Origin of the sequence: Acholeplasma hippikon (assembly GCF_900660755.1) — a bacterium.
In the GTDB taxonomy this organism is placed as follows: Bacteria; Bacillota_I; Bacilli_A; order Acholeplasmatales; family Acholeplasmataceae; genus Acholeplasma; species Acholeplasma hippikon.
Genome location: NZ_LR215050.1, coordinates 738,414 through 762,520 on the forward strand (window position 1 = coordinate 738,414; position 24,107 = coordinate 762,520).

Here is a 24,107-nt window from a genome sequence, read left to right on the forward strand (position 1 = left end):
ATTGAAAATAAATATCAATTATTCAAATAAATAAAAACAATGATTTTTTTATATTTTTTATATAAAAATTCCATTTTTTGACTTTTTATATATCTTTTTGATAAGCCAATCTTTCTTTATCATCATCTTGATTTAGATAAATTATTCCACAATAATGAAAACCTAATTTATCTAATAGCTTTTGCATCGGTATATTTAATTTATGGGTATCAATTCTTATACTTTTTGCCTTAAGATCCGTAAAGACAAACTCAATCATTTTAAATGCTATACCATGATGATGCTTATCTTTTTTTGTTGCGATTCTATGTATAACTTTATATGGTTTATTTGATAACCAAGTACCTTCTATATATTCATATGTTATTTCATTATCAAATACTGCCATAACTCCTAAGACTTCTTTTTCTTCATATACATAAAGCACTTTTTCTTTAATATCTTTTAATGTAATTTCATCATTTGGATAATTGTTTTGCCACTGAGGTGAGCCATATGATGCAATGAATTTTCTTGCATCATCATAAATCTCTTTAATAGCTTTTAAGTCGTTTGCTGTTGCTAATCTTATCATTTGTATAAGTCCTTTTTTTATATACAGTTATTTTAAATTCCACTATTAAAATTATAACATTATATAAAATAAGCATGATCTCTAGAGGTTAATAAAATAATAGCTTTAATCATACTCATATTTATTTCATAGATGAGGTATTCTTTTTTAACACATTTTAGAACATTATGCTGTACTTAATGAATTTAAATGTATTTTTGAACACATTTATAAATAGAGGACTATAATGCAAATTGTAAGGAGAAAAATTTATTATTCATTTTATGGAATATATAGAGATAGACAAGAAACACCCACCACTAGAAGTTTTAAATTTAACTTTAAAAGATAATCAAAAAGCGTATTTAGACCCACTACCAGTCATGCTTAAAGAATATGAAAACAAAGACCAATGGAAGGCATTTTCAATCCATTTAGATGATGAATGTCACACAACCATAGGATTTGCGATTTCTGGAAGACACGGTAATCATAACACATGGATTGAAGATTTAATGATTGATAAAAACTATCAAGGTAAAGGTTATGGAACAGAAGCAATTAAACATTTAATTACTTTCTTAGTAGATACATACCACATTAAACACGTTTATTTATCATGTTGTTCAACCAATACTTATGCATTTAACATTTATAGCAAATTAGGGTTTAAGAAAACCAATCGTGTAAACGAGTATAATGAAGACATCCTCGTTTATACTGTAAAGTAAAAATTATATAACTTAACTAGATTTTCTAGTTAAGTTTTTTTTATAAAAGAAAAGATTTGGCATGAATGCCAAATCTTAATCGTTTATTTTTTAAATCAATTTATATTGGTTGACTGATGCATCATAGTAATAACCTTTTTCATTTAATACTTCATCGATTTCATCTTTTGATAAATCGAGTGCATCACATAACTCATCGATTGATTTATAAAAATCTCTTAATTTTGTGTTAATGTAACTTAATAAAATTTGAGGATCTTTAATCATTTTCTATGCTCTTCTCTTTAATTAAATATTTTTTTCTCTAATCTTAAATTCATTCTAAATATTCAGTAATTAAATCAATAACTTGTTGTTGCTGATTTTTTGTTGTAATGGTTCCAATACCATCACCTTTTTGATTGCCATACCATCCAAAACCAGCATGATTTCCACCTTCAATTTTTATTTCAGTGTATGTTTCATAATTAGATAAACTATTGTCATATGCTGATTTATTCAAAACCAAATCATTTTCTGCTGTAATCAATAAAACGGATGCATGTTTAATTTGTGTTGTTGTATAACTTGCCAATAAAATTAAATGATCTACCTTTGTATTATCATGAGCAATCATACCTGCAACTGTTCCACCAAGTGAATGACCAATTATGATGTTAGGTAAGGTATTTGATAAGAACTTTTTTGTATAATTTGGTGTTAATATCGATAAGTGGAATAATGCTTTAGCTACTGTAACATTATACCCCTTTAAAGATAAATTATATGCTAAGAACAAATAACTTTCAGTATATACTAACCCTCCGGGAATAATAACAATTTGTCCTTTAGGATGATTAACTGTTAACTGATAACTATCAAATGTTTCTTTTACTGTAATAGATGATGTATCTAGTTGCTCTATAGCTTCATACATTTCATCAAGAGGTTTATACGCATTTGATGCATATATTGTTAATCCCACTATTAAAAGTAAAAATAATGACGCTATACTAATTACTGTCCATTTAATTATTCTTTTCATGTTTAATCTCCAATTTTACTACTAAATCTATTTATATTATACCTTATGGATCAATTAAAAAAGCCCAATACAAATCATTTGATTCGCATCAAGCTTATGCTTGTTATATGTGTTAGACTGACCTTTGATATAATTCGTACCCTTCTCAAAAAGTTCGAACCCATGATTTACTAACAAAATTGGAAACTTTAGTGTTTAATTTCATTTGTACTTAAGAATGCTCTAATCGCTACCTATCATGAATAATTTATTTCAAAGATACCCATTAACTTTTTATATTTGTCATGACCTGCCAAACAGGTATCTATTAGATAACCTTTTTCGTTTTTCCATTCTTTTAATTCACGATAATAAAACAATTTTATACTTTCATCAATAGTAAATGGAACTATCCCGTGTCTTAAGCATTCTATAAAAGCAATTAATCTCCCTACTCTACCATTTCCATCATGGAATGAGTGAATAATTTCAAAATTATAATGAAATTCGATAATGTCTTCAAAAGAAAATGTTTCTTTATTTTCGTATTTACCAATTAAAGATGCCATGGCAACAGATACATCATTTGGTTTAGTTGTCGTACTTCCGCCCAAGCATCTTCAGACACTAAAAGAAATGATTTCATGTAATGAGATATTGGCTTGACCTTTTAATCTTTATTCCAAAAAAATTCATACCCGTTAATCTATCGTTCTTAAAACTAAATTAACTTGATTAATATCTTTAATATCACTCTTTTTAATGGTTATAAGTTCTTCCCAATGACTTATGGCTGTATCAGAACCTTCAAATCTATTTACATTTAACGTTAATGTATCACCATTTATTGTTGCAGCATATATATAATTTTCTGAGATATTAGATTCATATTTATAATAATATATTAAAATGTTGTTTTCAAAATATGTTTTATCAAATATATTTGGTAATTCTTTTAGTTTATCTATATTAAAATCAGGCGTATCTTGCTTCTTTAAATTATTGATTTTGTTAGTTAGTTCTTCATGTGTGAGTGCATATAAAAATAGAACTTGATCAATCTCATCATTTATTTCTTCACGTGTAAAATATAATTCTTCTACACGATTATCAACATTTTTAAATGTTTTACCATTATCAAGTGAAAACATCACTTTTGTATCATTAAGTGTATCTATATATACATTTGTATATTCTTCATAATCTACATTAAGTGGATAAAGCATAGTTCTATTAAATATATCTGCAAAGTAAATACTATTTTCATCAGCAACTATTTGAAAGTTCAAGTCATAATTACTAAATGCTATATAGATAGAATCTAATTTGGCGCGATAATTAAATGCTTCAATTAATGTAAGTTCTTTATTTATAGTCTCATTAGGCTTATTTTTTTTAGTATATTCAATAGTAAATCGTTTAAATATTTCCTCTTTATCGTGGTTTTTTAAGATTGTAAATACTAAATCTAGGTCAACAGGTAAAAAATAATCTGTCATTATAAATGCTTTTTTAAGATAAGTACCAGGTTTTAAAACATTATCGTATACCAAAACTTTATACTGATTATCTTTTTTAACAATATCCATCATCAAATAGAAATTTTCCTTTAAATCAGGTGAAACAGATCCTCTGTCACCACGATTTGAAAATAAATAATCTATACCTTCAATATGCTCAAATTCTTCTTTAACTGCTTTAAAAACAATATTTCCTTCATTTAAGTAAGTTACTTCACCATATTTTTCTTTAACTATTTCATACTTTTTTGATGGTTCAATATCTATTCTAGTGTTCTTACAAGCACTAAGTATTAACAATCCAAAAACAATTATTGTTAAACAAAATATTTTTTTCATATGTCCCCCTATTTTTAACCTTATCCACCTTCATTATAGTTTAAAGGGCATATATTTACTTTATTTTTTATAAAGATAGATTAGTATAACAAGTGCAACACTGTATAAAATAAAAAAGGCTACATGAAGTAACCCTTATGCTTGAAATCCTACTCTTAATACATCACGTGCTATCATCACTTCTTCATTTGTAGGAATGATGAACACTTTCACTTTTGATTCTGGTGTAGAAATTAATCTTTCTCCGCGTAGTTTATTAGCTTCTTTATCTAAGATAACGCCAAGTGGTGCTAATTTTTCTACAATTTGTTCTCTAAAATCAGAGGCATTTTCTCCAATTCCAGCAGTAAAACAGATCGCGTCTAAACCACCTAATTCAACATAATATTGTGCAATGTAATTTACAATTGATTTCACTTGTAAATCAATAGCAAGTTTTGCACGTTCATGTCCTTGTTTAATTGCTTCTTCTAAATCTCTTGAGTCATTTGATAATCCTGATACACCAAGATAACCTGATTTTTTATTTAATGCTTCTAATACTTCTTCTAGGCTCATATTTTCTTTTTTAGCAATATAACCTAAAATTGCAGGGTCGATTGCACCACTACGTGTCCCCATTGGTAGACCATCTAGTGGTGTTAATCCCATTGAAGTATTAACACTCTTTAAGTCTTTAACCGCAGATAATGATGCACCATTACCAATATGAGCCACAACAATCTTAGCCTTTGGATTATTTAAAATCTCAGCTGCTCGATGTGAAACATATTGATGACTTGTGCCATGGAAACCGTATTTTCTAACCTTATGGTTTTCATACCATTCATATGGAGTTGCATATAAATAGTTGATTGGTTCCATTGTTTGATGGAATGTTGTATCAAACACAGCAACGTGTGGCACTTCATTTAAAACTTCTTTAAAGCTTAAAATACCTGTGACGTTTGCTGGGTTATGAAGTGGTGCTAAATCGCTTAAATCAGAGATTTGCTTGATCACTTCATCAGTTACTAAAACAGAGTCTTTAAATGTTTCTCCGCCTTGAACGATACGGTGACCAACACCATTAATTTCTTTAAGATCTTTAATAACACCATAATCAAGTAAGTTTTTGATTACAATATCCGCAGCATCTTTATGATTTAAAATTTCTAAAACTAATTTATGTTTTTCGCCATTAAATTTCATTTGAAAAATAGCATCTGATTTACCAATTCTTTCAACAATTCCAGATGCTAATTCAATTTCTTCTGGCATTTGCAGTAGTTGGAATTTTAAACTTGAACTACCGGCATTGACTGCAATAACCTTCATTTTTCTTTTTCCCTCTTATGATTTTAATTTGATTTAATAAATTCAATCACATCATTAAAGAATGTAATTTCATCCACTAAAAGTGAATGTCCACATCCATCATAAACTTTATTGATTGAATTTTTGATTGCTCGCATATTATCTAACATCATAAATTCAGGAACAATTAAATCTTTGTTTCCCCATAGATGTAAAGTTGGTTGCGTAATATTTTTTATTGTGTCAGTTCCCATACCATAGAAACCAACTTCATTTGACATATTTAAAGTTGCTAATGCCCAGTCAGCATCTACTAAATTTCTTTGTTTAAGTGTGTCTAAAATCCAAAGTTTAGTTTGTTCTTCAGTTGGTTTATTTTTACCTGTATAAATTGTGACATCATATATATATTTTACGAAGTCAAAATTTTTCATTTGGTAAGCTGTTTGTAGTGGAACCACTTGAACAGGGTCAAATTGAAGTGTATCTACACTTTCATAGACCTCACCAAATTTAGCTTGACCTTGTTCATTTTTCTTAAAGATTGGATATCCTTTATGTGTTGTAGAACTTAATAATGTGAGTGTTTTAACTTTATTTGGATAGTTAGCTGCTAATTCCATAACAACCCCACCACCTAAACTCCAACCAATCACATCAACGACATCTACATTTAATTTTTCTAAGAAAAGATTTAAGTCATTCGCAAAATCTTTTAATGACGTCACACGTTCATTGTATGAAGAATCTCCATACCCACGAAGATCTGGTGCTATAAGTCTAAACCCTTCTTCTACTTTATCAAATAAAGGACTGTAGTAAGCACTTGAACTAGAATTCCCATGAATGGCTAAAATCACGCGGTTTCCTTTGTTAATATCGTAATAAAATAATTCTTCTTTGCCGATTGAAATACTTTTCTTTTCCATTTTAATTTACCTCGTTATAGGATATATTCACTCTTTTTAGTTCCAAAGAATCCAAGGATTAAACTAATAAATACCATGGGTTCTTCATACATGGATGCGTGTCCACTATTTGGAAGTACGACTAAGGATGCATTTTTTAATTGACTCGCTAAATGTTGTTGATGACTAATCGGAGTCAATTGGTCTTTTTCTGAACCAACAATTAATGTTGGCATCGTAATATTATCTAATAATGGTCTACAATCATAATTATCCGCACTATCTGTTAAACGAATCATTCGATCTAAAAAATCATTGTTACTAAATACATTTTCAATCAAGTGCTTTTTTCTATTTTCAATCCATGCTTCATTTTCTTTCATGAATTGTTTTGAATAGATAACAGGAATTGTTAAGTCATAGTATTCTTCTGAATTTCTAGCTTTTGCAGCATCATTCCATAACTTACCCGTATTAGACAATAAACTTGTTGTATAACTTACTGAGTTAAAGATAATCAATCTTTTTACCATTTTTGGATAAGTTCCACTAAAAACAAGTGCCACTTCTCCACCATAAGAAATTCCAACTAAATTGATTTCTTTTAAATTTAATAATTTTAATAACTCATGTAACAGTTCAACTTGAATATCTTGTTCATATGGTTTATCCATTGCATCAGATTGACCTTGATCACAAAAATCTAATCTGATTAATTGATATTTTTGAACTAAATCTGGTACTAAAAACTCCCAGCTTTTCGTTGACATCATGATTCCATTTAAAATGACAACAGGTTCCCCAACCCCATCGATTTCATAATGGATATTTTTCCCTTTAAAATTAAATCTGGGCATCGTCTTTATGGATAAATCCTAACTCAACTGCTTCTTTTAATAATTGGGGTCTAAATTTAGGATGTGCAATTGAAATTAATAATAATGTTCTTTCTTTAATGGTTGTTCCTCGAAGGCATACACAACCATATTCTGTTACCACATAGTCAACATCATTTCTTGAAAGTGACACTGCAGCCCCTTGCTTAAGTGTTGAAACAATCTTAGATTTTTCTTCTCTTTCACCAGTTAATGGATTTTTCACCATCGCTGTTGAGTATAATGCGATAAATGATTTACCGCCCTTAGAATTTTGTGCACCGACTGCAGTGTCTGACTGACCGCCAGTTCCTGAGAATTGTTGGTGTCCGATTGTTTCAGATGCACACTGACCAGTTAAGTCGATCTCAAGGGTTGTGTTAATTGAAATTTGATTATCATTTAATCCAATAATTGCCGGGTCATTTGCTTCATATCCGCGCATAAAGTAAACACTTGGATTATTATCTAAGAATTCATATAATTCTTTCGACCCATAGGCAAACGCACAAACATGACGTCCCTTCATAAAGTTCTTAGCCAAGCCATTTACAACGCCTGCTTTAATTAAATCCATCATACCGTTGGTAAACATTTCTGTATGAATACCAAGGTTCTTTTTATTTTTTAATGATGCTGCAACGGCATTTGGAATACCACCAATACCTAATTGGATAGTTGCACCATCTGGAATTTGATCTGCAATAATTTTACCAATAATTAAATCCTTCTCACTTGGTTCTGCACTTGGTGTTGCTGGAACCGGATAATTTGATTCAATAATATAGTCAGCTTGACTAATATGCACAACATTATCTCCAAATGTTCTTGGGAAATTTGGATTTATTTCAAAGATTACTGTATCTGCAAGTTCAATTGCTTCCATTTCATACACGTTTTGAATTGATAATGAAACAAATCCGTGTTTATCTGGCATTGAAGTACTCATCGCAAATATCGTAGGTTTTTTATGTTGAAATCTCTTCTTACCTGCTAAGTGTAAATGATTTGGGATGAATGATATATTACCATTTTGATGTACTTTTCTTAATGTGTTTGTATAAAACCAGCCTGCAACGTTAAATGATTCTTTGTACTCTGGATTCATAAAACATTCAGCCTCTAAAATCGGTAAACATGATGACATGGTTACATTTTTCACTTTATGTGCAACATGATGTAACTCATTCATAAAAGCTTGAGGTTCTGATCCCATCATTCCGATAACAATATGGTCATCTGATTTTACGATTTCTACAGCTTCTCTTGCAGTAATATATTTTGTATTTTTCATAATAAAACCCCTTACTAAAGTTTTTTAAAAACTAGTTACCCCACTTGATAATATTTGCCGCCCATACATAACCAATACCAGCAGCTAACATACACACAACTGTACCATCTTTAACTTGGCCAGTTTGCAGTGCTAAGTGTAGTGACAGAATTTGGTCAATTTGACCAATATGACCATAGTTTTCTAAATAGATTGTTTGGTCTTCTGTTAAACCTAAGTCCTTAACCATTTGTTCATGGCCAGAACGTTTAATGTGTAAGATATCTAAAAATCCGATATCTTTTCTTTCTAAATTAGATTTTCTTAATGCTTCATCGATGCATTTAAACCAGTTTGGCATAGAAACTTCATTTAGTCTGTTTTTCATTTTCACAGGGTCAAGTAAACGAAGTGATTTCTTCGCTTCTTTTAAATTAGATTCGGTAATTGGATTACAAATACCTCCAATTTCAACCCCTGCAGTTCTAGATAATGACCCGTCCCCTATGACATGGCTACCTAGTAATAAATTCTTATTGTAATTCTTCTTTAAGATAATCGCTCCGCCACCTGCACCGAGATTAAACATCATTGACATATTCTTATCAGTATAATCAACAAAGTCCCCGTTACGATAGCCTCCTACTACCATAATAACATTAATTTCATCATCTGCAACCAACATATCTTTCGCCATTTTCATTGCAGATACAGTTGTACAACATCTGTTTTGTACATCAATACCCCAAGCATTTACTGCACCAATTCTATCTTGGATATATAGTGCAGAAGTTGTTAAAGGATATTCTTTATATTCTTCAGTAACTGAAATGATCACATCAATTTCTTTTGGATCTATTCCAGTATTTTTTAGTGCGTCTAATGCAGCAAGGGCACCCATTTCTTGGGTGCCATCTTGTGGCATTTCTAAAGGTATAACTTTTTCAACAATACCTAATTTTTCAATAACTGCTTCTTCACTCCACACGCCATTTGTTTTAGCTGCGATTTCTTTAGCAGTGATTCTTCCTTTTGGTAAGTAAATACCTGTTCCTACAATTCCTACGTTTGCCATGTGATTAACCTTATAATCTCATGCCGCCATTAACATTTAATGTTTGACCTGTAATATAGCTTGAATCATCAGATGCTAAGAATAATGCAACCTTAGCAATTTCTTCTGGTTGTCCTAAACGGTTTAACATTGTTAATGCAGCAAATTTTTGTAATAATTCCTCTGGAACAGTTTTTAAGATTTCAGTCATGATATATCCTGGTGCAATCGCATTTACTCTAACGTTAGCACCTTTCATAGCGAATTCTTTTGCCCAAGTCATTGTTAAGCCTAACACACCTGCTTTACTTGCAGCATAGTTTGCTTGCCCGATGTTACCAAAGACACCAACAACTGAAGAGATGTTAATGATAGACCCTGAGCCGTTAGCTTGCATGTGTGGACCAATTAATCTTGTTAAGTTAAATACACCTTTTAAGTTAACGTCTAATACCAAGTCCCATTGATCATCGGTCATTTTTCTTGTCATTGCGTCTTTGGTAATACCAGCATTATTCACTAAGATATCAATTTTGCCATATTTAGCTACAACTTCATCAAAGAATGTTTGTACACCTGCTACATCAGTTACATTTAATTTGTAACCTTCTACATTTTCATGTGTATAAGTTAAATCTCCCATATCAGCGGCAATTACTTTTGCCCCTTCATTTGCTAATTGAACAGAGATTGCTTCTCCTAATCCTTTAGCTCCACCTGTTACTACTGCTACTTTTCCATCTAATTTTCCCATTTTATTTATCTCCTTAAATTTTCTTTAATATAACTGCAGTTCCCATACCACCACCGATACATAAACTTGCTAGTCCAATTTTGTAATTTTCATTGTGTAATAAATCGTATACTAATGTTACTAAAATTCTGTTACCAGAAGCACCAAGTGGATGTCCTAATGCGATTGCTCCACCTTTAGGGTTAGTTTTTTCAAAAATTTCTTCTTCCTTTACACCAAACTCATGGCTTAATTCTCTAACAACACCCATTGATTGTGCAGCGAATGCTTCATTTAATTCTAAAACATCGATATCTTCAAATTTAATACCCGCAAATTTAACCGCATTTTTAATTGCTGGTGTAGGTCCTAATCCCATCACTTTAGGATGAACCCCACCTTGACCAATACCAATGATTTCAAATAGAGGTGTTAAGTTATGTTCTTTAACAGCTTCTTCTGATGCAATCACCATGAAGCTTGCTCCATCATTAATACCTGAAGATGATGCTGCAGTTACCGTACCATCACCTTTAAATGCTGGACGTAAAGTTGAAATCTTTTCTAATGATGTATTTCTGTTGATGTATTCATCTTTATCAAATACGATATCGCCTTTTTTATTTTTAATTACAACCGGAACGATTTCATCATTGAATAACCCTTCATCTTGAGCTTTCATTGATTTAATTTGAGAGTTATATGCAAACTTGTCTTGTTGTTCTCTACTAAATCCATATTTCTCAACAATGTTTTCTGCAGTAATACCCATATGGTATCCTTCAAAGGCATCTAATAATGCATCATGTAAGATATGGTCTTGCATTGTTTGATGTCCCATTTTAATACCTGTACGATATCCATTCACTAAGTATGGCGCTTGGCTCATTGATTCAATACCACCAGCTACTACCATTTGATGAATTCCTGCTTTAATTGATGTATAAGCATTCATTACTGATTTCATACCTGATCCACATACCATATTTAATGTGTAAGCTGGAACAGTAACTGGAACACCAGCATTCACAGAAATTTGTCTAGCTAAACCTTGTTTTTGTCCAGCTGATAAGACGTGACCAATAATGACTTCATCAATCCATTCACCTTGAATGTTGCCTGATGCTAAAGTTTGTTTTAAGACTTGAGCACCAAAGTCTGCAGGACTTACATTAGCTAACGCTCCAGAAAAAGATGCTAATGCACTACGTTTTGCAGCAACTACATAAACTTTACTCATATAAATCTCCTTTAATTTTTTACATTTTATTATTATTTTTTGTTTGTGTATTTTTTTAAATCTGAATATTTATTCATTCGTATTTTATCAAAGATAAATAATTTTAATCAACGTTTTAGAAACATTTTATGAATAAATATTCATATTTAAAAAGTGTTGAAGAATGCGAAGATGTTAAGTTCTGACTTAACACCCTCGCAGCGCTTATTTAGGATTATTTTTTATTAATAGTTTCTAAGTTTTCAACGTCTCTTACTTTAGCAAATGTAGCACCAGTTGTTGGATAAGTCATTTTATTTAATGATAATGAGTCTAAGCCGATTCTTTGACCATTTCTCCAGTCGATTGTACCAGCCATTGGTAATTTGATTGGAGCTTGTTCAGCAGCTTTAATAAATGATTCCCAAGTTACAGTATCTAAGTCAACTCTTTCTAAGATTTCTACGAAAGTCTTAGCAGCAATGTAACCAGCCATTGCATATGAGTTAGCCCATAATTCTTTAGCACCTTGAACTGTTGTTGAATTCATTGATTTAACAAATCCTTCCCAGTATTCATTAGAGAATCCAGCTAAGAATGATAAATCAAATGCCCAACCTGCTAATGTACCATCTCCACCGATCATATCAGCAGTTGGTCCTGGTTTGCTTGCATCAGTAATATCTACCCATGCATTAGCATATACGTCAAATGGAAGTGGAGTTTGAGCATCGACTTGAGCTGGTGTGAATGCTGTAACACCATTTACATATGATGTAAATACAGGAATAGTTGAGGCTTGTTCTCTTAATGCTTTAGCAGCTGCAGTTGTTGGCGCTTGGTTAGCAGAAAGGATAATTACTCCTGGTTTTTGAGCTAAAGCGCTTTGTACAACTGATGAAGCGTTAGATTCGTTGAACGGAACATAAGTAACTCTTGATTCAACTTTTTGTGATTTAGCTTCTACTTCGATACCAGCTTTAATTGATTGACCAGCGTCATCTTCAGAATATAATACATAGATCTTTTCAGATGCACCTAATTTAGCATCAGCGTTAGCACCAAATAATGATTCATGTAATACTCTAGCTAAGATAACTCTACCTTCAGTTTTATAAATTGGTTGAACAGTTAAGATGTTGTTACCAACTTCGTTTTCAAAGTATAAAGAGTTAACCCCTGTAACACCATATACCATTGGAACGCCTGAAGTTAATAAGTAGTCCATAGTTGATTGTACTGTGTTTGTACCGAAGTGACCAACTAATGCGAATACTTTATCTTCTTCAACTAATTTCTTAGTTAAAGCTAAACCTTTTTCACCATTAAACTCATCATCGTAATGTTTTAATACGATTTTTCTGCCAGTTGTTTTTGCATTGTATTCAGCAAATACAACTTCCATAGCAGTATTGAATGGTACACCTACACCAGCGAATGCGCCAGATGTAGCTGCAGTGTTACCAATAATGATTTCAGTATCCGTGATACCTTGTCTTGTACCTGTTTCAGCAGTATCTTGACAACCAACTAATACGATTGAAAGAACTAATGCTGATAAGATAGTTAATAATTTTTTCATTCTTATCTCCTTGTGTTTTTTTGTGCTTTGCACATTTTTAACCTAACTAATTTTTTTCTTAAATGGTTGGTTCAGTAAACTACCCACCTAAGTAAGCATTGACTAATTCGTCATTACTTAACAAGTCACTTGCTGTACCTGAAGTTTTTATTTTTCCAACTTCAAGCACATATGCATAATCTACAATCTTTAATGTTTGTCTAGCATTTTGTTCAACAATTAAGATTGTTTTTCCATCTTCTTTAATCTTTTTAATGATACTAAAGATATCTTTAATAACTAGTGGTGCCAATCCTAACGAAGGCTCATCTAGTAAAAGGATTTCCGGTTCTGCCATTAAAGCCCTACCAATAGCAAGCATTTGTTGTTCACCACCAGATAGTGTTGCTGCTTGTTGTTTCTTACGTTTTTCTAGAATTGGGAAGTAGTTATATACTTCTCTTAATGTCTTTTTGATTCTTTGATTTCTAGAAATTTTTTCACCATCTATAACACATGATTTAATTGAGTAAGCTCCAACAAGTAGATTTTCTTCAACGGTTAACCCTTGTAAAATCAATCTTCCTTCTGGTGATTGCATAATTCCTTTTTGCACAATTTTATAAGGAGGAAGGTTTGCAATATTTTCACCATTAAATAAAATTTCACCAGCTTTTACTTTTGTCATTCCTGAAATTGAACGAATGGTTGATGTCTTACCTGCGCCATTCGCTCCTAATAGTGCAACAATTGATCCTCTTGGTACTTCAATATTTATGCCTTTAACAGCTTTAACAATACCATAGTCAATTTCTAGATTTTTAATTTCTAAGATATTATTCATCGCTGTCATCTCCTAAATATGCTTTTCTTACTTCAGGATCATTTTTAATTTCTTCTGGTGTTCCTATCGCAAGCATCTTACCAAATGAAATTGCACAGATAGTATCACAAATACTCATAACTAATCCCATGTCGTGTTCTACTAAGAAGATAGTGATTCCCATCTCTTGATTAATCTTCTTTATCACTTGTGCTAAGTCTTTTGTTTCAGCATCATTTAAACCCGCTGCAGGTTCATCAAGAATAATCATTGATGGATCTGTCATTAAGGTTCTTGCCAATTCAATTTTCTTTAACACACCATAAGGAAGGCCATATGGTGAACGGAATGCATACTCTAAAATGCCTAAGTTTTCTAAAATCTTTATACCCTTTTGTCTCAGGATAAATTCTTCACGTTTCATTTTTTTAGTGTGAAGCATATGATCTATGAATTTAGTTACAAGTAATGAGTGTGCAGCAACCATTAAGTTATCAATCACTGTTAACTCCCAAATTAACTCAACGTTTTGGAAGCTTCTTGCAATCCCTTCTTTAATCACATCGTGTGTTCTTAAATGTGTTAAGGCAACAATATTTCCTTCTTTATTTTTGAAGTTAATATTTCCACCTGTAGGTTTATAAAATTGTGTGATACAGTTAAATACTGTTGTTTTGCCTGCACCATTCGGTCCAATCAAACCGAAGATTTCGCCTTTTTTAACATAGAATGATAAGTCATTGATGGCTTTAATACCGCCAAAATACATTTTTAAGTTTGTTACCGACAATTGGAAATCTTCATTTTCATTTAAGATTTTGATTGCGTTTAAGCGATTCATTTCATAGTTTATTTCTTGAAGTTTTTCACTTTCATTCGGTCTATCTACATATATTTCTAAATCTTTAGATAGAACTTGGAGTTTCCCTTCATTTAAACTAATGATTTTCTTTTCATTTCGATCAATTTCTTGATTTAAGATTTCAATTCTATCGTTAAGCTTTTCGATTTTCACTTTAAGTTTTTGAACTTTAAGTTTATTCTTTTCTTTTTCTTTATTCGCTTTTTCATTTACACTCTGAATTTTTAACGCATACTTTGATTCAATTGAATTAATTTTATCTACACATGCTTGATCGTTTGGATGTAATGAGATTGCGTATTTAGATTGAATAGATTGTCCAAAAGTTTCTACTCTTGTTTTAGCTTCTTTTATTAATTCATCAATCATTAAGTCTTTATTAATTTCTGAATTTTTCTTAGCTTCTTTTTCAATTCGTCTAATCTTTTGATTAATCTTTTTATTTTCTAAATCTCTATAATCTGATATATCTTTACTAATTAAGTACTCTCTATCAAAACTATTTTTAACTTTTGTTTTATCTTCTAATTTATATCTTTCAAATTGGTTAACTTTATTTGTTCTTTTAATTTCAGTTTGTAAATCTAATTCTTCAGTTAAGCCAATCAAGTAATTTCTTTGTAAGATGATTTTTCTTCTTTTATTAATATTTTTATAATGTCTTTTTTGTTCGATTGTCATCATACTCGCTTTTCCTCATTTGCCTTTTTTTTCTTTTCAATCGCGAGTTTTATCTTAATTTTTAAATCTGTAAAGATTTGGATTAATCCACCTGGATAGAACATCACTACAACAATAATTAAAACCCCATTAATAACTGGTGAATAACTACCTAGGTTTAATTTTTGTAGAACTGCTAAGTCTAAGCCAAAAATCACAAATGATCCTAACATGATTCCCCAGATTGATTTAGTTCCACCGATAACAACTGCAGCAAGAATATTTAATGCAAAAGCTAATCCGATTTGGCTAACGTTAGCACCACGTGTGAATAAAATACTTAATACACCGGCTAATGTTCCAAATACACCTGAAATAATGAATGCAGTTAAACGATATTTAATTAATCCAATACCCATTGTTTGTGCAGCGGTTTCACTATTTTTAATTGATAATAATGCTCTACCTGTTGCTGAGTGAATTAAATTGTGGATGATAATCATCCCCAAGACAATGAATACGGCTGAGAAAATTAATGCATCTTCTGCTTTTAACACATACCCGAATAATTCTAAAGGTCTTCGATTTGGATTAATTAAGAAACCAGCCGTTGTCCCTGAAGCATATTCGCTAAAGTTTTTAATAACTTCAACAACAATCTGACTTAATCCCATCGTAACAATCGCTAAATACATACCTGAGATTCTTAAACTTACAAATCCAAATAATAATGAAACAATAATTGAAATAATAATTGCTAGTACAATCGCAACTAATAGTTGTTGGTTCATATACTTATAGAAGTAATGTAATGCAAATGAACCAATACCTACGAATGCCCCTGTACCTAGTGATGCCAATCCACCATATCCTAGTAACAAGGCAAATCCTAAACCAGCTAAGAAATAATAACTTGTTTGAACGATTGCACTGAAGTTTGTAACTGACATTGAACTACTTAATGCGCGAACAACTAATAAGACAATCCCTACAAACACAAATTGCATTTGAGGTTTCTTAAGAATTGGTTTTACTCTGTCTTCGATAAATCTGTTCATTATACTTTCTTCACTTTCTTCTTACCAAATATTCCAACAGGCTTAATTAATACAGCCACCATAATAAGAATATAGATAACAGTATTACTCCATTGAGCTAGATTAAATTTAATTAAGAATGCAGGAATCGCGCTACGTCCTAAATTCATAATTAACAATCCACCTAATGGTCCAAAGAATGTATCAAACCCACCTAGGATTGATGCATAGAATGAATCTACTTGAACCTGAACCATCGAAACAGCATTTAAAGTACCAATACCTGCTGTATATGTAATTGCAGATAAAGCACCTAATGCACCAGCGATTGCCCAGCTTAATGCGTTAATTCTATTTGTATTAATACCCATTAAACTTGCAACTCTTTCATTTGAGGCAACACTTCTTACACCTAAGCCCCATTTAGTAAATCTAAGTAGTAAAAAGATTCCTACAATAACAACTGTTGAAATCAAGAGTGTTACTAATTGATGAACTGGTAATGCAATACCAGCAAACTGAATTGTCTTTGATGAAAACTGGAAACTATTTCTTCTTTGTGTTCCAAATATAATTGGAATTAACCCTGTGATTATAATCACAAGCCCCATTGTGATAATTTGTTTAGTTGCTGCGTTTGTAAATTTTGATTTCCTAAAGATAACCGCATCAATGAAAAAACCTACAACAAATGAAACAGCAATCCCTGCAATCATTGGTAAGACCAGTTGCCATGGACTTGTAATTACCACAGAAGGTAATCCAGTAAATTCTTGAATACCTTGTTTATCGATTAAATAACTTGTTGTAAATGCTCCTAAGACACCTAACATCCCTTGGGCAAAGTTTGTTGTAGAACTTGTCTTGTAAATTAAGACGATCCCAAACGTCGCTAAAGCTAAATAGCCAAATGAGATTAAGGCTGGCACTATAATATTTAATACATCCTGAACAATAGCCATTTTATTCCTCCTTTGGCCAATCAATTATTTACTCCCCATTTATAAATATGTTCAAATGTGAATATTTATTCATCTATATATTAACAATTAAAAAATGACTTGTCAACGGATTTTCGCAATTTTATGAAAACGCATACATTATTTTGTGCTAACGATTTATTTTTTTCTTATGTCTTGTTAAATTTTACCGTTTGATATAAACTATTTAAAAGGAGGTATAGAATGGAAAACAGTTCAATCACTTTACCAAAAACAAAAACAGGTTATAAATCATTCAACAAAATCATCGAAGTTTCGAAGAAACTGTTCGCAAGTAACGGTTATAGCAGTACTTCTATCAATGAAATCATTGCTCAAGCTGAAATTGCAACTGGAACATTCTATAATTACTTTGAAGACAAAAAAGCGGTTTACATCTACTTGCTTCAAGATTATGGACAAAAAATTAAACAACGTACACGTGAAGTTTTAGAAAATTCAAATACTAGATATGAAATCGAAAGAGCCGGTTTAAAAGCCTTTATCAAATTTACAATTGAAGATCCACTAAGTTATAAAATTATCTGGGAATCACTCTTTGTAGATGAACATTTATTCGAGAGTTATTATAAAGACTTCTCAATTTCCTATATGAAGCAATTAGCTAAGAGCCAAATTAAAAATGAAGTTGATCAAGACATCGACTTAGAAACTCTTTCTTATGTTTTAATGGGAATCGCAAACTTCATTGGTTTACAAGTTCAGTTTAAACATAATGCGACTGATCATGATATTGAACGTATCATTGATAATGTAATGTATATTCTTAAAAATGGTATGTTTGGAAAAAAATAATTGATAACTATAAAAAAATAAAACACCTTTCGGTGTTTTTTTTACATTTGTTGAATAAATGCGTCAAATACATCTTTTGTGATAATCGCGTCTGTTCTTGCGTTATGTACTTGAACTAACGAATCATCAGCATCATAATATTTTTTATATGCATCAAATAATTTAATGTCATTTTGTAAATTGAAATAGTCTTTGTGAAGTTTTAATAGATCAATAAAATCTTTTTCTTCAGTCACTGGTTGCATATCATTAATAACATATCCAAGATTAATTGCTTGAATATCATTTTTACCCCATACAACAATCTTTGGTTGATACTTTTCCATTAGTTTCTTTAAATCATGATAGAAAACATGATAAGGTTTAGCTTTACCAAAGAATTCAATTTCATCTAAATTTAAGAACTTAATTGTTCTTTTATTAATTGCTTCTTCATTATTTGGTAAAACATAATACCCCATATCTTCATAAACTTTACCATTTATGTCTGATAAAATAAATCCAACTTGAATGATTTCTGGTGTAAACTTGGTTTGTTTATAACCAGGCATACTCATTTCACAATCTAAGAATAAGAAATATTGATGTTGTGTTAAAACTTCCTTCATATCTTTTCTTAATTCTTTTAAGTTATAAATTTCTTTTTTCGGATTTAATGATGTAATGGTATTAAAGTAAATAACTGGATAAACAAAGTATGTTGTATCTCCATGTTTTTTAATTGTTTTATTTCCAACCTCAAAATCAACCAACATTCCTTTTTCTAGTACACCAAAGAATGTTTTGGCAAGACGATTAGAAAGGTAAAAAGCCTCTTTCTTACCATTAACAATACAGTAAAAGAGACGTTTTTTGACACTAATATTTGTAATAAATAGTTTCATGAAATACCTTCCTTAATTGCTTTAATTACTTTATCAGGTAAGCCAATTTCTCTTAACTCATCATTACTTGCCGCTTTAATTGCATCCAGTGATGAGAATTTAATTAACAATTTCTTTTTACGTTCTTTTCCTAATCCAGGAATGTTATCTAAAACTGATGAATAATCTTTTCTATTCTTCGTATCTTTATGGAATGAAATTGTAAATCTATGAACTTCTTCTGATAGTTTTCCTAAAAATTGATACAGGCCACCTTTTTTATCTAACATGGTTACTTCTTCATTTAAGACATAACCTTCTAATTGGTGGAATGTGTTTTTCTTTAATCCCAAGACTGGGATATCTAAGTTTAATTGTTTTAAAGTTTCAAGCGCTCTTGAAACTTGTCCTTTACCACCATCAACACAAATTAAATCAGGCATTGCCTGTTTTTCAATGAGTAGACGTTGATATCTTCTATAAATAACTTCTTCAATTGCTTGGTAGTCATCATTTGTTGTTGTTTGTAGATGGAATTTACGATACATCTTTCTTTCTAAGTGATTGTCTTTCCATACAATCATGCCTGAAATTGGTGCTGTACCAAATAAATGCGCATTATCAAACACTTCAATGTGTTCTACTTTTCTACCTACAATATTAGAAAGTTCAATTAATTGTTCGTTTAGTTTTTCTGATTTTGCACGATATAGTTTAAAGTAGTGATTTAAATCTTCAACTGCATTAATATGTGCTAAATCAATTAGACGTTTCTTATCACCTTTTTTAGGTTGAACAACTCTACCATCAAAATAATGATTTAATGTTTCTTCGTCAATTTGTTGGTCAAAAACTAATTCATCTGGTAATAAGAACTTATCATAAAAATTAACTAAGTATGATAAGAATGTTTCTTTAGGATCATCCATAAATGAAATAACATTTTGATGACTATCTAAGATTCTACCTTGACGCATCATCAAGATATGGATAGCAATATCATCTTCATTACAAGCAAATGAAACAAAGTCTCTGTCTTTAAAGTCATTGAGTGAAATGATTTGTTTTTGGGTTGTTTCCTCAACTGCACGAATCATATCACGATATTCCATTGCTTTTTCAAACTCTAAAGTTTCTGATGCTTCTTTCATTCTTGCCTTTAAAACACTTAAAACTTCTTTTGTATCTCCCTTTAAAAATTTAGTAATCTTTTCAATATTTTCAGAATAGTCCACATGTTCATGTGCACATGGTCCTAAACATAAACCTAAATGATAATACATACAAGGTTTCTTACTAATCGGATTACATCTTCTTAATGGATATAGTTTTTGTAAAAGTTTTAAAGTCTCTTTAGCTGAAATAACATTCGGATAGGGTCCAAATAAAATCTTATCTTTATCTACACTTGTATAACGAGATACGACTAGCATTGGATCTTTTTCATTGGTGATTTCTATATATGGATAACTCTTATCATCAATTAAACGAATATTATAAAGTGGTGCATATTTTTTGATTAAGTTAAACTCCAAGATTAAAGACTCTTGTTCAGAGTTGGTTACAATATAATTAAAATCTCTAATTTCTGAAACTAGTTTTTCAGTCTTCGCATTGTGTGCACCACTGAAATAAGATTTTACACGATTCTTTAAATTTTTAGCTTTCCCAACATAGATGACGTCACCTTTTTCATTAAGCATTAAGTAACATCCTGGACTTGTTGGCAGTAGTGCTAACTTTTCTTTCATTAAATCACCATTTATATTATAACTCAAAAGAAAAATATCACGTTCATTCTTCGAACGTGATATCAACCTTACCCTTAATAATTTCTTCTAATGCCTGACCAACTGTGGTTACTGATTTAGCATCAACATCTAAACGTTCACTTTGAATAATATGTGCAACTTTGCTAGCTGCATATACTAATTTATACTTAGAATCAATCTTATCTAATAAAGCATCGATTGATGGATATCTTAAACCTTCTTTATTTTGTTTCATGTTATTACTCCTCTAACATCTTCTTATAATTATTGATAGTTCTTTCAGTTCTTGCATGTTCTGCACGAATGATTGCCATGATTCTATCTGCAGCGTTGTTTACCTCATCGTTAACAACAATATAATCATATTTGTATGCTAAGTCAAATTCTTTTTCAGCTTTTGCGAAACGTTTGTCAATTAAAGCTTTATCTTCCGTTCCACGTTTACTTAAACGTTCATATAAAGCCTTCTTTGAAGGTGGTGCGATAAATATAAATACTGCATCTTTTGTCTTTTCACGAACTTGAAGTGCACCTTCAACTTCGATTTCTAAAACGACTTCCTTACCATTATCTAAAGCTTCTTCAACTTTATCTTTTGGTGTTCCGTAATAATTTCCGACGAATTCAGCATACTCTAAGAATTGATCATTTTCTATATTCTTTTGGAAAGTTTCTCTATCCACGAAATAGTAATCTTTTCCATCTACCTCGCCTGGTCTTGGTTGTCTTGTTGTCATTGAAACAGAATAAACTAAATTATGGTTTTTCATCTCGAATAATGCACGGCGAACTGTACCTTTGCCGACACCAGATGGTCCTGAAATTACAATGAGCAATCCTCTTTGATTTAACTTCATATAGATCTCCTAAGTCTTTGCTTAATTTATTATATAATATAATAACTTTTATGTAAATATTTTCATTAACTTTCATGATATTATTATGTATGAGGTGTTTTTTATGGCATTAGATGGTGTATATACTCATTTCCTAGTTAATGAGTTAAATGAGAAAATAAGTAAATCAAGACTTGAAAGTATTTGGTCAAATCAGACTTCGTTTATCTTTCAGTTCTATAGACAAAAAGAGCGTCAATATTTAAACATTAATTTGAATGCTAGTTTCGCTAGTTGTTATTTAACTAATAACCCCCATGCTAAGGGTGAAATTGCCAGTTTCACGAATCAGCTTAAAAAGCACTTAGAAGGCGGTATTCTAGAGGAAATTAAGCAATATAAGTCCGACCGCGTCATCATTTTTTACTTCACTTATTACGACTTTATTTTAGGCCCTATTAAGAAAGAAATAATCTTTGAAGCAATGGGTAGACACGCTAATTTATACCTAATAGAAAACAATAAAATCGTTGATGTTTATAAGAAAACATTCGTCATTGATGGTAGACATTTAGTACCAAATGCTGAGTTTGAATTCTTTAATACTGACAAACTTGATGCCAAAGAATATACATTTAATCCACTCTTAACCCCTAAAGAACTTACTGAAAAGTACTTAGGAATTTCTTTAAGATTGGCTAAATTTTTATGTGAAAATCCCATAAATCCGTATGACATAAAAGTTAACCCTACCTACTCTAAATTAGAGAATAAAAGTTACTACTTCAATCTCTTTGAGGGAGAGGTTACTAATTATCATACATTAAGTGAGGCATTGGATGCTAGAATAATACAACAATCAAATCCAAAGACCCCATATTTCACATTTATTAAAAATCATCAAAAGAAGTTAGATAAAAAGTATGAACAACTTATTAAACAAAGAGAAAATGCTTACTTACACTTACAAGATAAAGATAAAGGCGATTTAATTTATCAAAGTAATTATGATTTGAATTTGAACTATAAAAAGATTGATGGTATTGATTTAGATGATCGTTATAGTTTATCTAAGAACGCTCAAATTTTTTATAAGAACTATCAAAAAGCAAAGCGTTCTTTAACATTTATTAATACTGAAATTAATGGTGTTTTAGAACAAAAACAAATTTTTGATAATTATCAATTTGAATTAGAAAAATCTGATGAGCAAGAACTTCAAGACTTTAAAGAAATCTTAATTCCTTATGGATTTATGAAACAATCTTTAAAGAAACAGCATAAACAAAACAAACATAAAGTTAAACTTTTAACCATTAAAGATAGTGAAGCTACTTATACTATTGGTAAGAATAGTTTACAAAATGGTTACTTAATGAATGAGCTAGGAAAACCAAATGATTATTGGTTCCACGTTAAAGATGCTCCTGGTTCACATCTACTCGTTCGTTGTGAAGAATTAAGTGAACATGTCTTAAGAAAGGCATCAATGCTTGCTGCGCACTTCTCTTCATTAGCAGAATCAAGTAGTATCCCTGTTAATTACACTAGATTTAAATATGTATCAAAAATGAGTGGAAAACCCGCAAGTTTTGTGAAAATCAAGAATGAGAAAACAATCTATATTGATATTGATAAAGATTTAATTACAACCTACCTTTTCAAGGCTTAAGATTTGATAAAAAGCATCAAATAGAGTAAGATAAACTTGTAGAAAATATTAGGAGGAATTAAATATTATGGCATATGAATTAAAACCATTACCTTACGCATACGATGCGTTAGAACCATTTATTGATGCAAGAACAATGGAAATCCACCATTCAAAACATCATCAAGCATACATCACAAACTTAAATGCAGCATTAGCTAAATACCCAGAAATCAAAGCTGAAACAATGGATGATTTAGTAGCAATCTTAAAAGATTTATCTAAATTACCAGCAGATATCCAAGGTGCTGTTAGAAATAATGGTGGCGGACACTTCAACCACGATTTATTCTGGTCATTATTAAAGAAAAATGATGGTGCTAAACCTACTGGTAAATTAATGGATGCAATCGTTAAAGACTTCGGTTCATTCGAAACTTTCCAAGAACAATTCTCAAACGCTGCGAAAACTCGTTTCGGTTCAGGTTGGGCTTGGTTAATTAAGAAAGATGGTAAGTTAGTAGTAACTTCTACTCCTAACCAAGATACTCCATTAGCTGAAGGAACTCCTTTATTAGGTTTAGACGTTTGGGAACATGCTTATTACTTAAACTATCAAAACAGACGTCCTGATTATGTAGCTGCATTCTTTAATGTAGTTAACTGGGCTAAAGTTGAAGAACTTTTCAATAAGTAATTAATAAAACATCCTTCGGGATGTTTTTTTTATATCAAAAAAGAA

25 protein-coding genes are annotated in these 24,107 nt (G+C 30.9%); 4 read left to right on the top strand and 21 right to left on the bottom strand.

All coding sequences use genetic code 11. The features are described from left to right. Positions 1-85: 85 nt before the first annotated feature. Positions 86-574: a GNAT family N-acetyltransferase gene (locus EXC59_RS03595; protein WP_035368132.1), complete on the bottom strand. Its 489-nt coding sequence runs from the start codon at positions 572-574 to the stop codon at positions 86-88. Positions 575-837: 263 nt separating this feature from the next. On the opposite strand from EXC59_RS03595, the gene EXC59_RS03600 reads away from it, so the two are divergent. Continuing rightward, positions 838-1,284 (top strand): GNAT family N-acetyltransferase, encoded by a 447-nt coding sequence (locus EXC59_RS03600; RefSeq protein WP_035368130.1) that lies wholly within the window; start codon positions 838-840, stop codon positions 1,282-1,284. Between the two features lie 90 nt (positions 1,285-1,374). Here the strand turns inward: EXC59_RS03600 and EXC59_RS03605 are convergent, their stop codons facing one another. The 16 genes from EXC59_RS03605 to EXC59_RS03680 all read right to left on the bottom strand — a co-directional run bounded on the left by EXC59_RS03605 (position 1,375) and on the right by EXC59_RS03680 (position 17,409). Next, the gene (locus EXC59_RS03605; protein ID WP_035368127.1) at positions 1,375-1,551 is read right to left on the bottom strand and encodes a DUF4250 domain-containing protein; all 177 of its coding nucleotides are present in this window, start codon (positions 1,549-1,551) and stop codon (positions 1,375-1,377) included. Positions 1,552-1,600: 49 nt separating this feature from the next. Beyond that, positions 1,601-2,308 carry an alpha/beta hydrolase gene (locus EXC59_RS03610; RefSeq protein WP_162163863.1) on the bottom strand — a complete coding sequence of 236 codons (708 nt, stop codon included), beginning with the start codon at positions 2,306-2,308 and terminating at the stop codon, positions 1,601-1,603. A 236-nt stretch (positions 2,309-2,544) separates the two neighbouring features. Further along, positions 2,545-2,901 (bottom strand): Fic family protein, encoded by a 357-nt coding sequence (locus EXC59_RS03615; RefSeq protein ID WP_197723483.1) that lies wholly within the window; start codon positions 2,899-2,901, stop codon positions 2,545-2,547. A gap of 87 nt (positions 2,902-2,988) precedes the next feature. Further along, positions 2,989-4,146, bottom strand: a complete 1,158-nt coding sequence (locus EXC59_RS03620) for a hypothetical protein (RefSeq protein ID WP_035368126.1) — start codon at positions 4,144-4,146, stop codon at positions 2,989-2,991. A 135-nt stretch (positions 4,147-4,281) separates the two neighbouring features. Next, positions 4,282-5,463 (bottom strand): acetate/propionate family kinase, encoded by a 1,182-nt coding sequence (locus EXC59_RS03625; protein WP_035368125.1) that lies wholly within the window; start codon positions 5,461-5,463, stop codon positions 4,282-4,284. Positions 5,464-5,486: 23 nt separating this feature from the next. Next, complete coding sequence (gene phaZ, locus EXC59_RS03630; protein ID WP_051658904.1) at positions 5,487-6,371, bottom strand: intracellular short-chain-length polyhydroxyalkanoate depolymerase; 885 nt, start codon at positions 6,369-6,371, stop codon at positions 5,487-5,489. Between the two features lie 14 nt (positions 6,372-6,385). Continuing rightward, entirely contained in the window at positions 6,386-7,207 is an 822-nt protein-coding gene (locus EXC59_RS03635) for an alpha/beta fold hydrolase (protein WP_035368123.1), read from the bottom strand. Beyond that, complete coding sequence (locus tag EXC59_RS03640) at positions 7,194-8,519, bottom strand: acetyl-CoA hydrolase/transferase family protein (RefSeq protein WP_035368122.1); 1,326 nt, start codon at positions 8,517-8,519, stop codon at positions 7,194-7,196. The genes EXC59_RS03635 and EXC59_RS03640 overlap by 14 nt, the downstream gene beginning before the upstream one ends. 31 nt (positions 8,520-8,550) lie before the next feature. Further along, entirely contained in the window at positions 8,551-9,573 is a 1,023-nt protein-coding gene (locus EXC59_RS03645; RefSeq protein ID WP_035368120.1) for a 3-oxoacyl-ACP synthase, read from the bottom strand. Positions 9,574-9,583: 10 nt separating this feature from the next. Continuing rightward, a complete protein-coding gene (fabG, locus tag EXC59_RS03650; RefSeq protein ID WP_035368118.1) occupies positions 9,584-10,306 on the bottom strand; it encodes a 3-oxoacyl-ACP reductase FabG in 723 nt (240 codons plus the stop codon). Between the two features lie 13 nt (positions 10,307-10,319). Further along, on the bottom strand, positions 10,320-11,525 hold the full coding sequence (locus EXC59_RS03655; protein ID WP_035368116.1) for an acetyl-CoA C-acetyltransferase: 1,206 nt from the start codon (positions 11,523-11,525) through the stop codon (positions 10,320-10,322). A gap of 214 nt (positions 11,526-11,739) precedes the next feature. Beyond that, positions 11,740-13,086, bottom strand: coding sequence for an ABC transporter substrate-binding protein (locus tag EXC59_RS03660; protein ID WP_035368114.1), 1,347 nt, complete (start codon positions 13,084-13,086; stop codon positions 11,740-11,742). A gap of 79 nt (positions 13,087-13,165) precedes the next feature. Next, a complete protein-coding gene (locus tag EXC59_RS03665) occupies positions 13,166-13,900 on the bottom strand; it encodes an ATP-binding cassette domain-containing protein (protein ID WP_084145044.1) in 735 nt (244 codons plus the stop codon). Between the two features lies 1 nt (position 13,901). Further along, a complete protein-coding gene (locus tag EXC59_RS03670; RefSeq protein ID WP_232034476.1) occupies positions 13,902-15,434 on the bottom strand; it encodes an ABC transporter ATP-binding protein in 1,533 nt (510 codons plus the stop codon). Next, the gene (locus tag EXC59_RS03675) at positions 15,431-16,468 is read right to left on the bottom strand and encodes a branched-chain amino acid ABC transporter permease (RefSeq protein ID WP_162163862.1); all 1,038 of its coding nucleotides are present in this window, start codon (positions 16,466-16,468) and stop codon (positions 15,431-15,433) included. Before EXC59_RS03675 ends, EXC59_RS03670 begins: the two co-directional genes overlap by 4 nt. Continuing rightward, on the bottom strand, positions 16,468-17,409 hold the full coding sequence (locus EXC59_RS03680) for a branched-chain amino acid ABC transporter permease (protein ID WP_035368110.1): 942 nt from the start codon (positions 17,407-17,409) through the stop codon (positions 16,468-16,470). Before EXC59_RS03680 ends, EXC59_RS03675 begins: the two co-directional genes overlap by 1 nt. Before the next feature lie 222 nt (positions 17,410-17,631). Between EXC59_RS03680 and EXC59_RS03685 the strand changes: the two genes are divergently transcribed. Then, positions 17,632-18,243 carry a TetR/AcrR family transcriptional regulator gene (locus EXC59_RS03685; RefSeq protein WP_035368109.1) on the top strand — a complete coding sequence of 204 codons (612 nt, stop codon included), beginning with the start codon at positions 17,632-17,634 and terminating at the stop codon, positions 18,241-18,243. Positions 18,244-18,284: 41 nt separating this feature from the next. Here EXC59_RS03685 and EXC59_RS07095 read toward each other — a convergent pair whose 3' ends face one another. Genes EXC59_RS07095 through gmk form a run of 4 tightly spaced genes read right to left on the bottom strand, consistent with a single transcriptional unit; the run spans position 18,285 to position 21,735 of the window. Then, a complete protein-coding gene (locus EXC59_RS07095; RefSeq protein ID WP_035368108.1) occupies positions 18,285-19,127 on the bottom strand; it encodes a 3'-5' exonuclease family protein in 843 nt (280 codons plus the stop codon). Further along, complete coding sequence (uvrC, locus tag EXC59_RS03690; protein WP_162163861.1) at positions 19,124-20,884, bottom strand: excinuclease ABC subunit UvrC; 1,761 nt, start codon at positions 20,882-20,884, stop codon at positions 19,124-19,126. Before uvrC ends, EXC59_RS07095 begins: the two co-directional genes overlap by 4 nt. Positions 20,885-20,900: 16 nt before the next feature. Then, complete coding sequence (gene rpoZ / locus EXC59_RS03695; RefSeq protein WP_162163860.1) at positions 20,901-21,113, bottom strand: DNA-directed RNA polymerase subunit omega; 213 nt, start codon at positions 21,111-21,113, stop codon at positions 20,901-20,903. Between the two features lie 4 nt (positions 21,114-21,117). Then, on the bottom strand, positions 21,118-21,735 hold the full coding sequence (gene gmk, locus EXC59_RS03700) for a guanylate kinase (RefSeq protein ID WP_035368106.1): 618 nt from the start codon (positions 21,733-21,735) through the stop codon (positions 21,118-21,120). Between the two features lie 85 nt (positions 21,736-21,820). Between gmk and EXC59_RS03705 the strand changes: the two genes are divergently transcribed. Both EXC59_RS03705 and EXC59_RS03710 read left to right on the top strand, forming a co-directional pair. Continuing rightward, the gene (locus EXC59_RS03705; RefSeq protein WP_084145040.1) at positions 21,821-23,386 is read left to right on the top strand and encodes an Rqc2 family fibronectin-binding protein; all 1,566 of its coding nucleotides are present in this window, start codon (positions 21,821-21,823) and stop codon (positions 23,384-23,386) included. A 67-nt stretch (positions 23,387-23,453) separates the two neighbouring features. Beyond that, positions 23,454-24,062 carry a superoxide dismutase gene (locus EXC59_RS03710; RefSeq protein WP_035368102.1) on the top strand — a complete coding sequence of 203 codons (609 nt, stop codon included), beginning with the start codon at positions 23,454-23,456 and terminating at the stop codon, positions 24,060-24,062. The last annotated feature ends 45 nt before the right edge of the window (positions 24,063-24,107 follow it).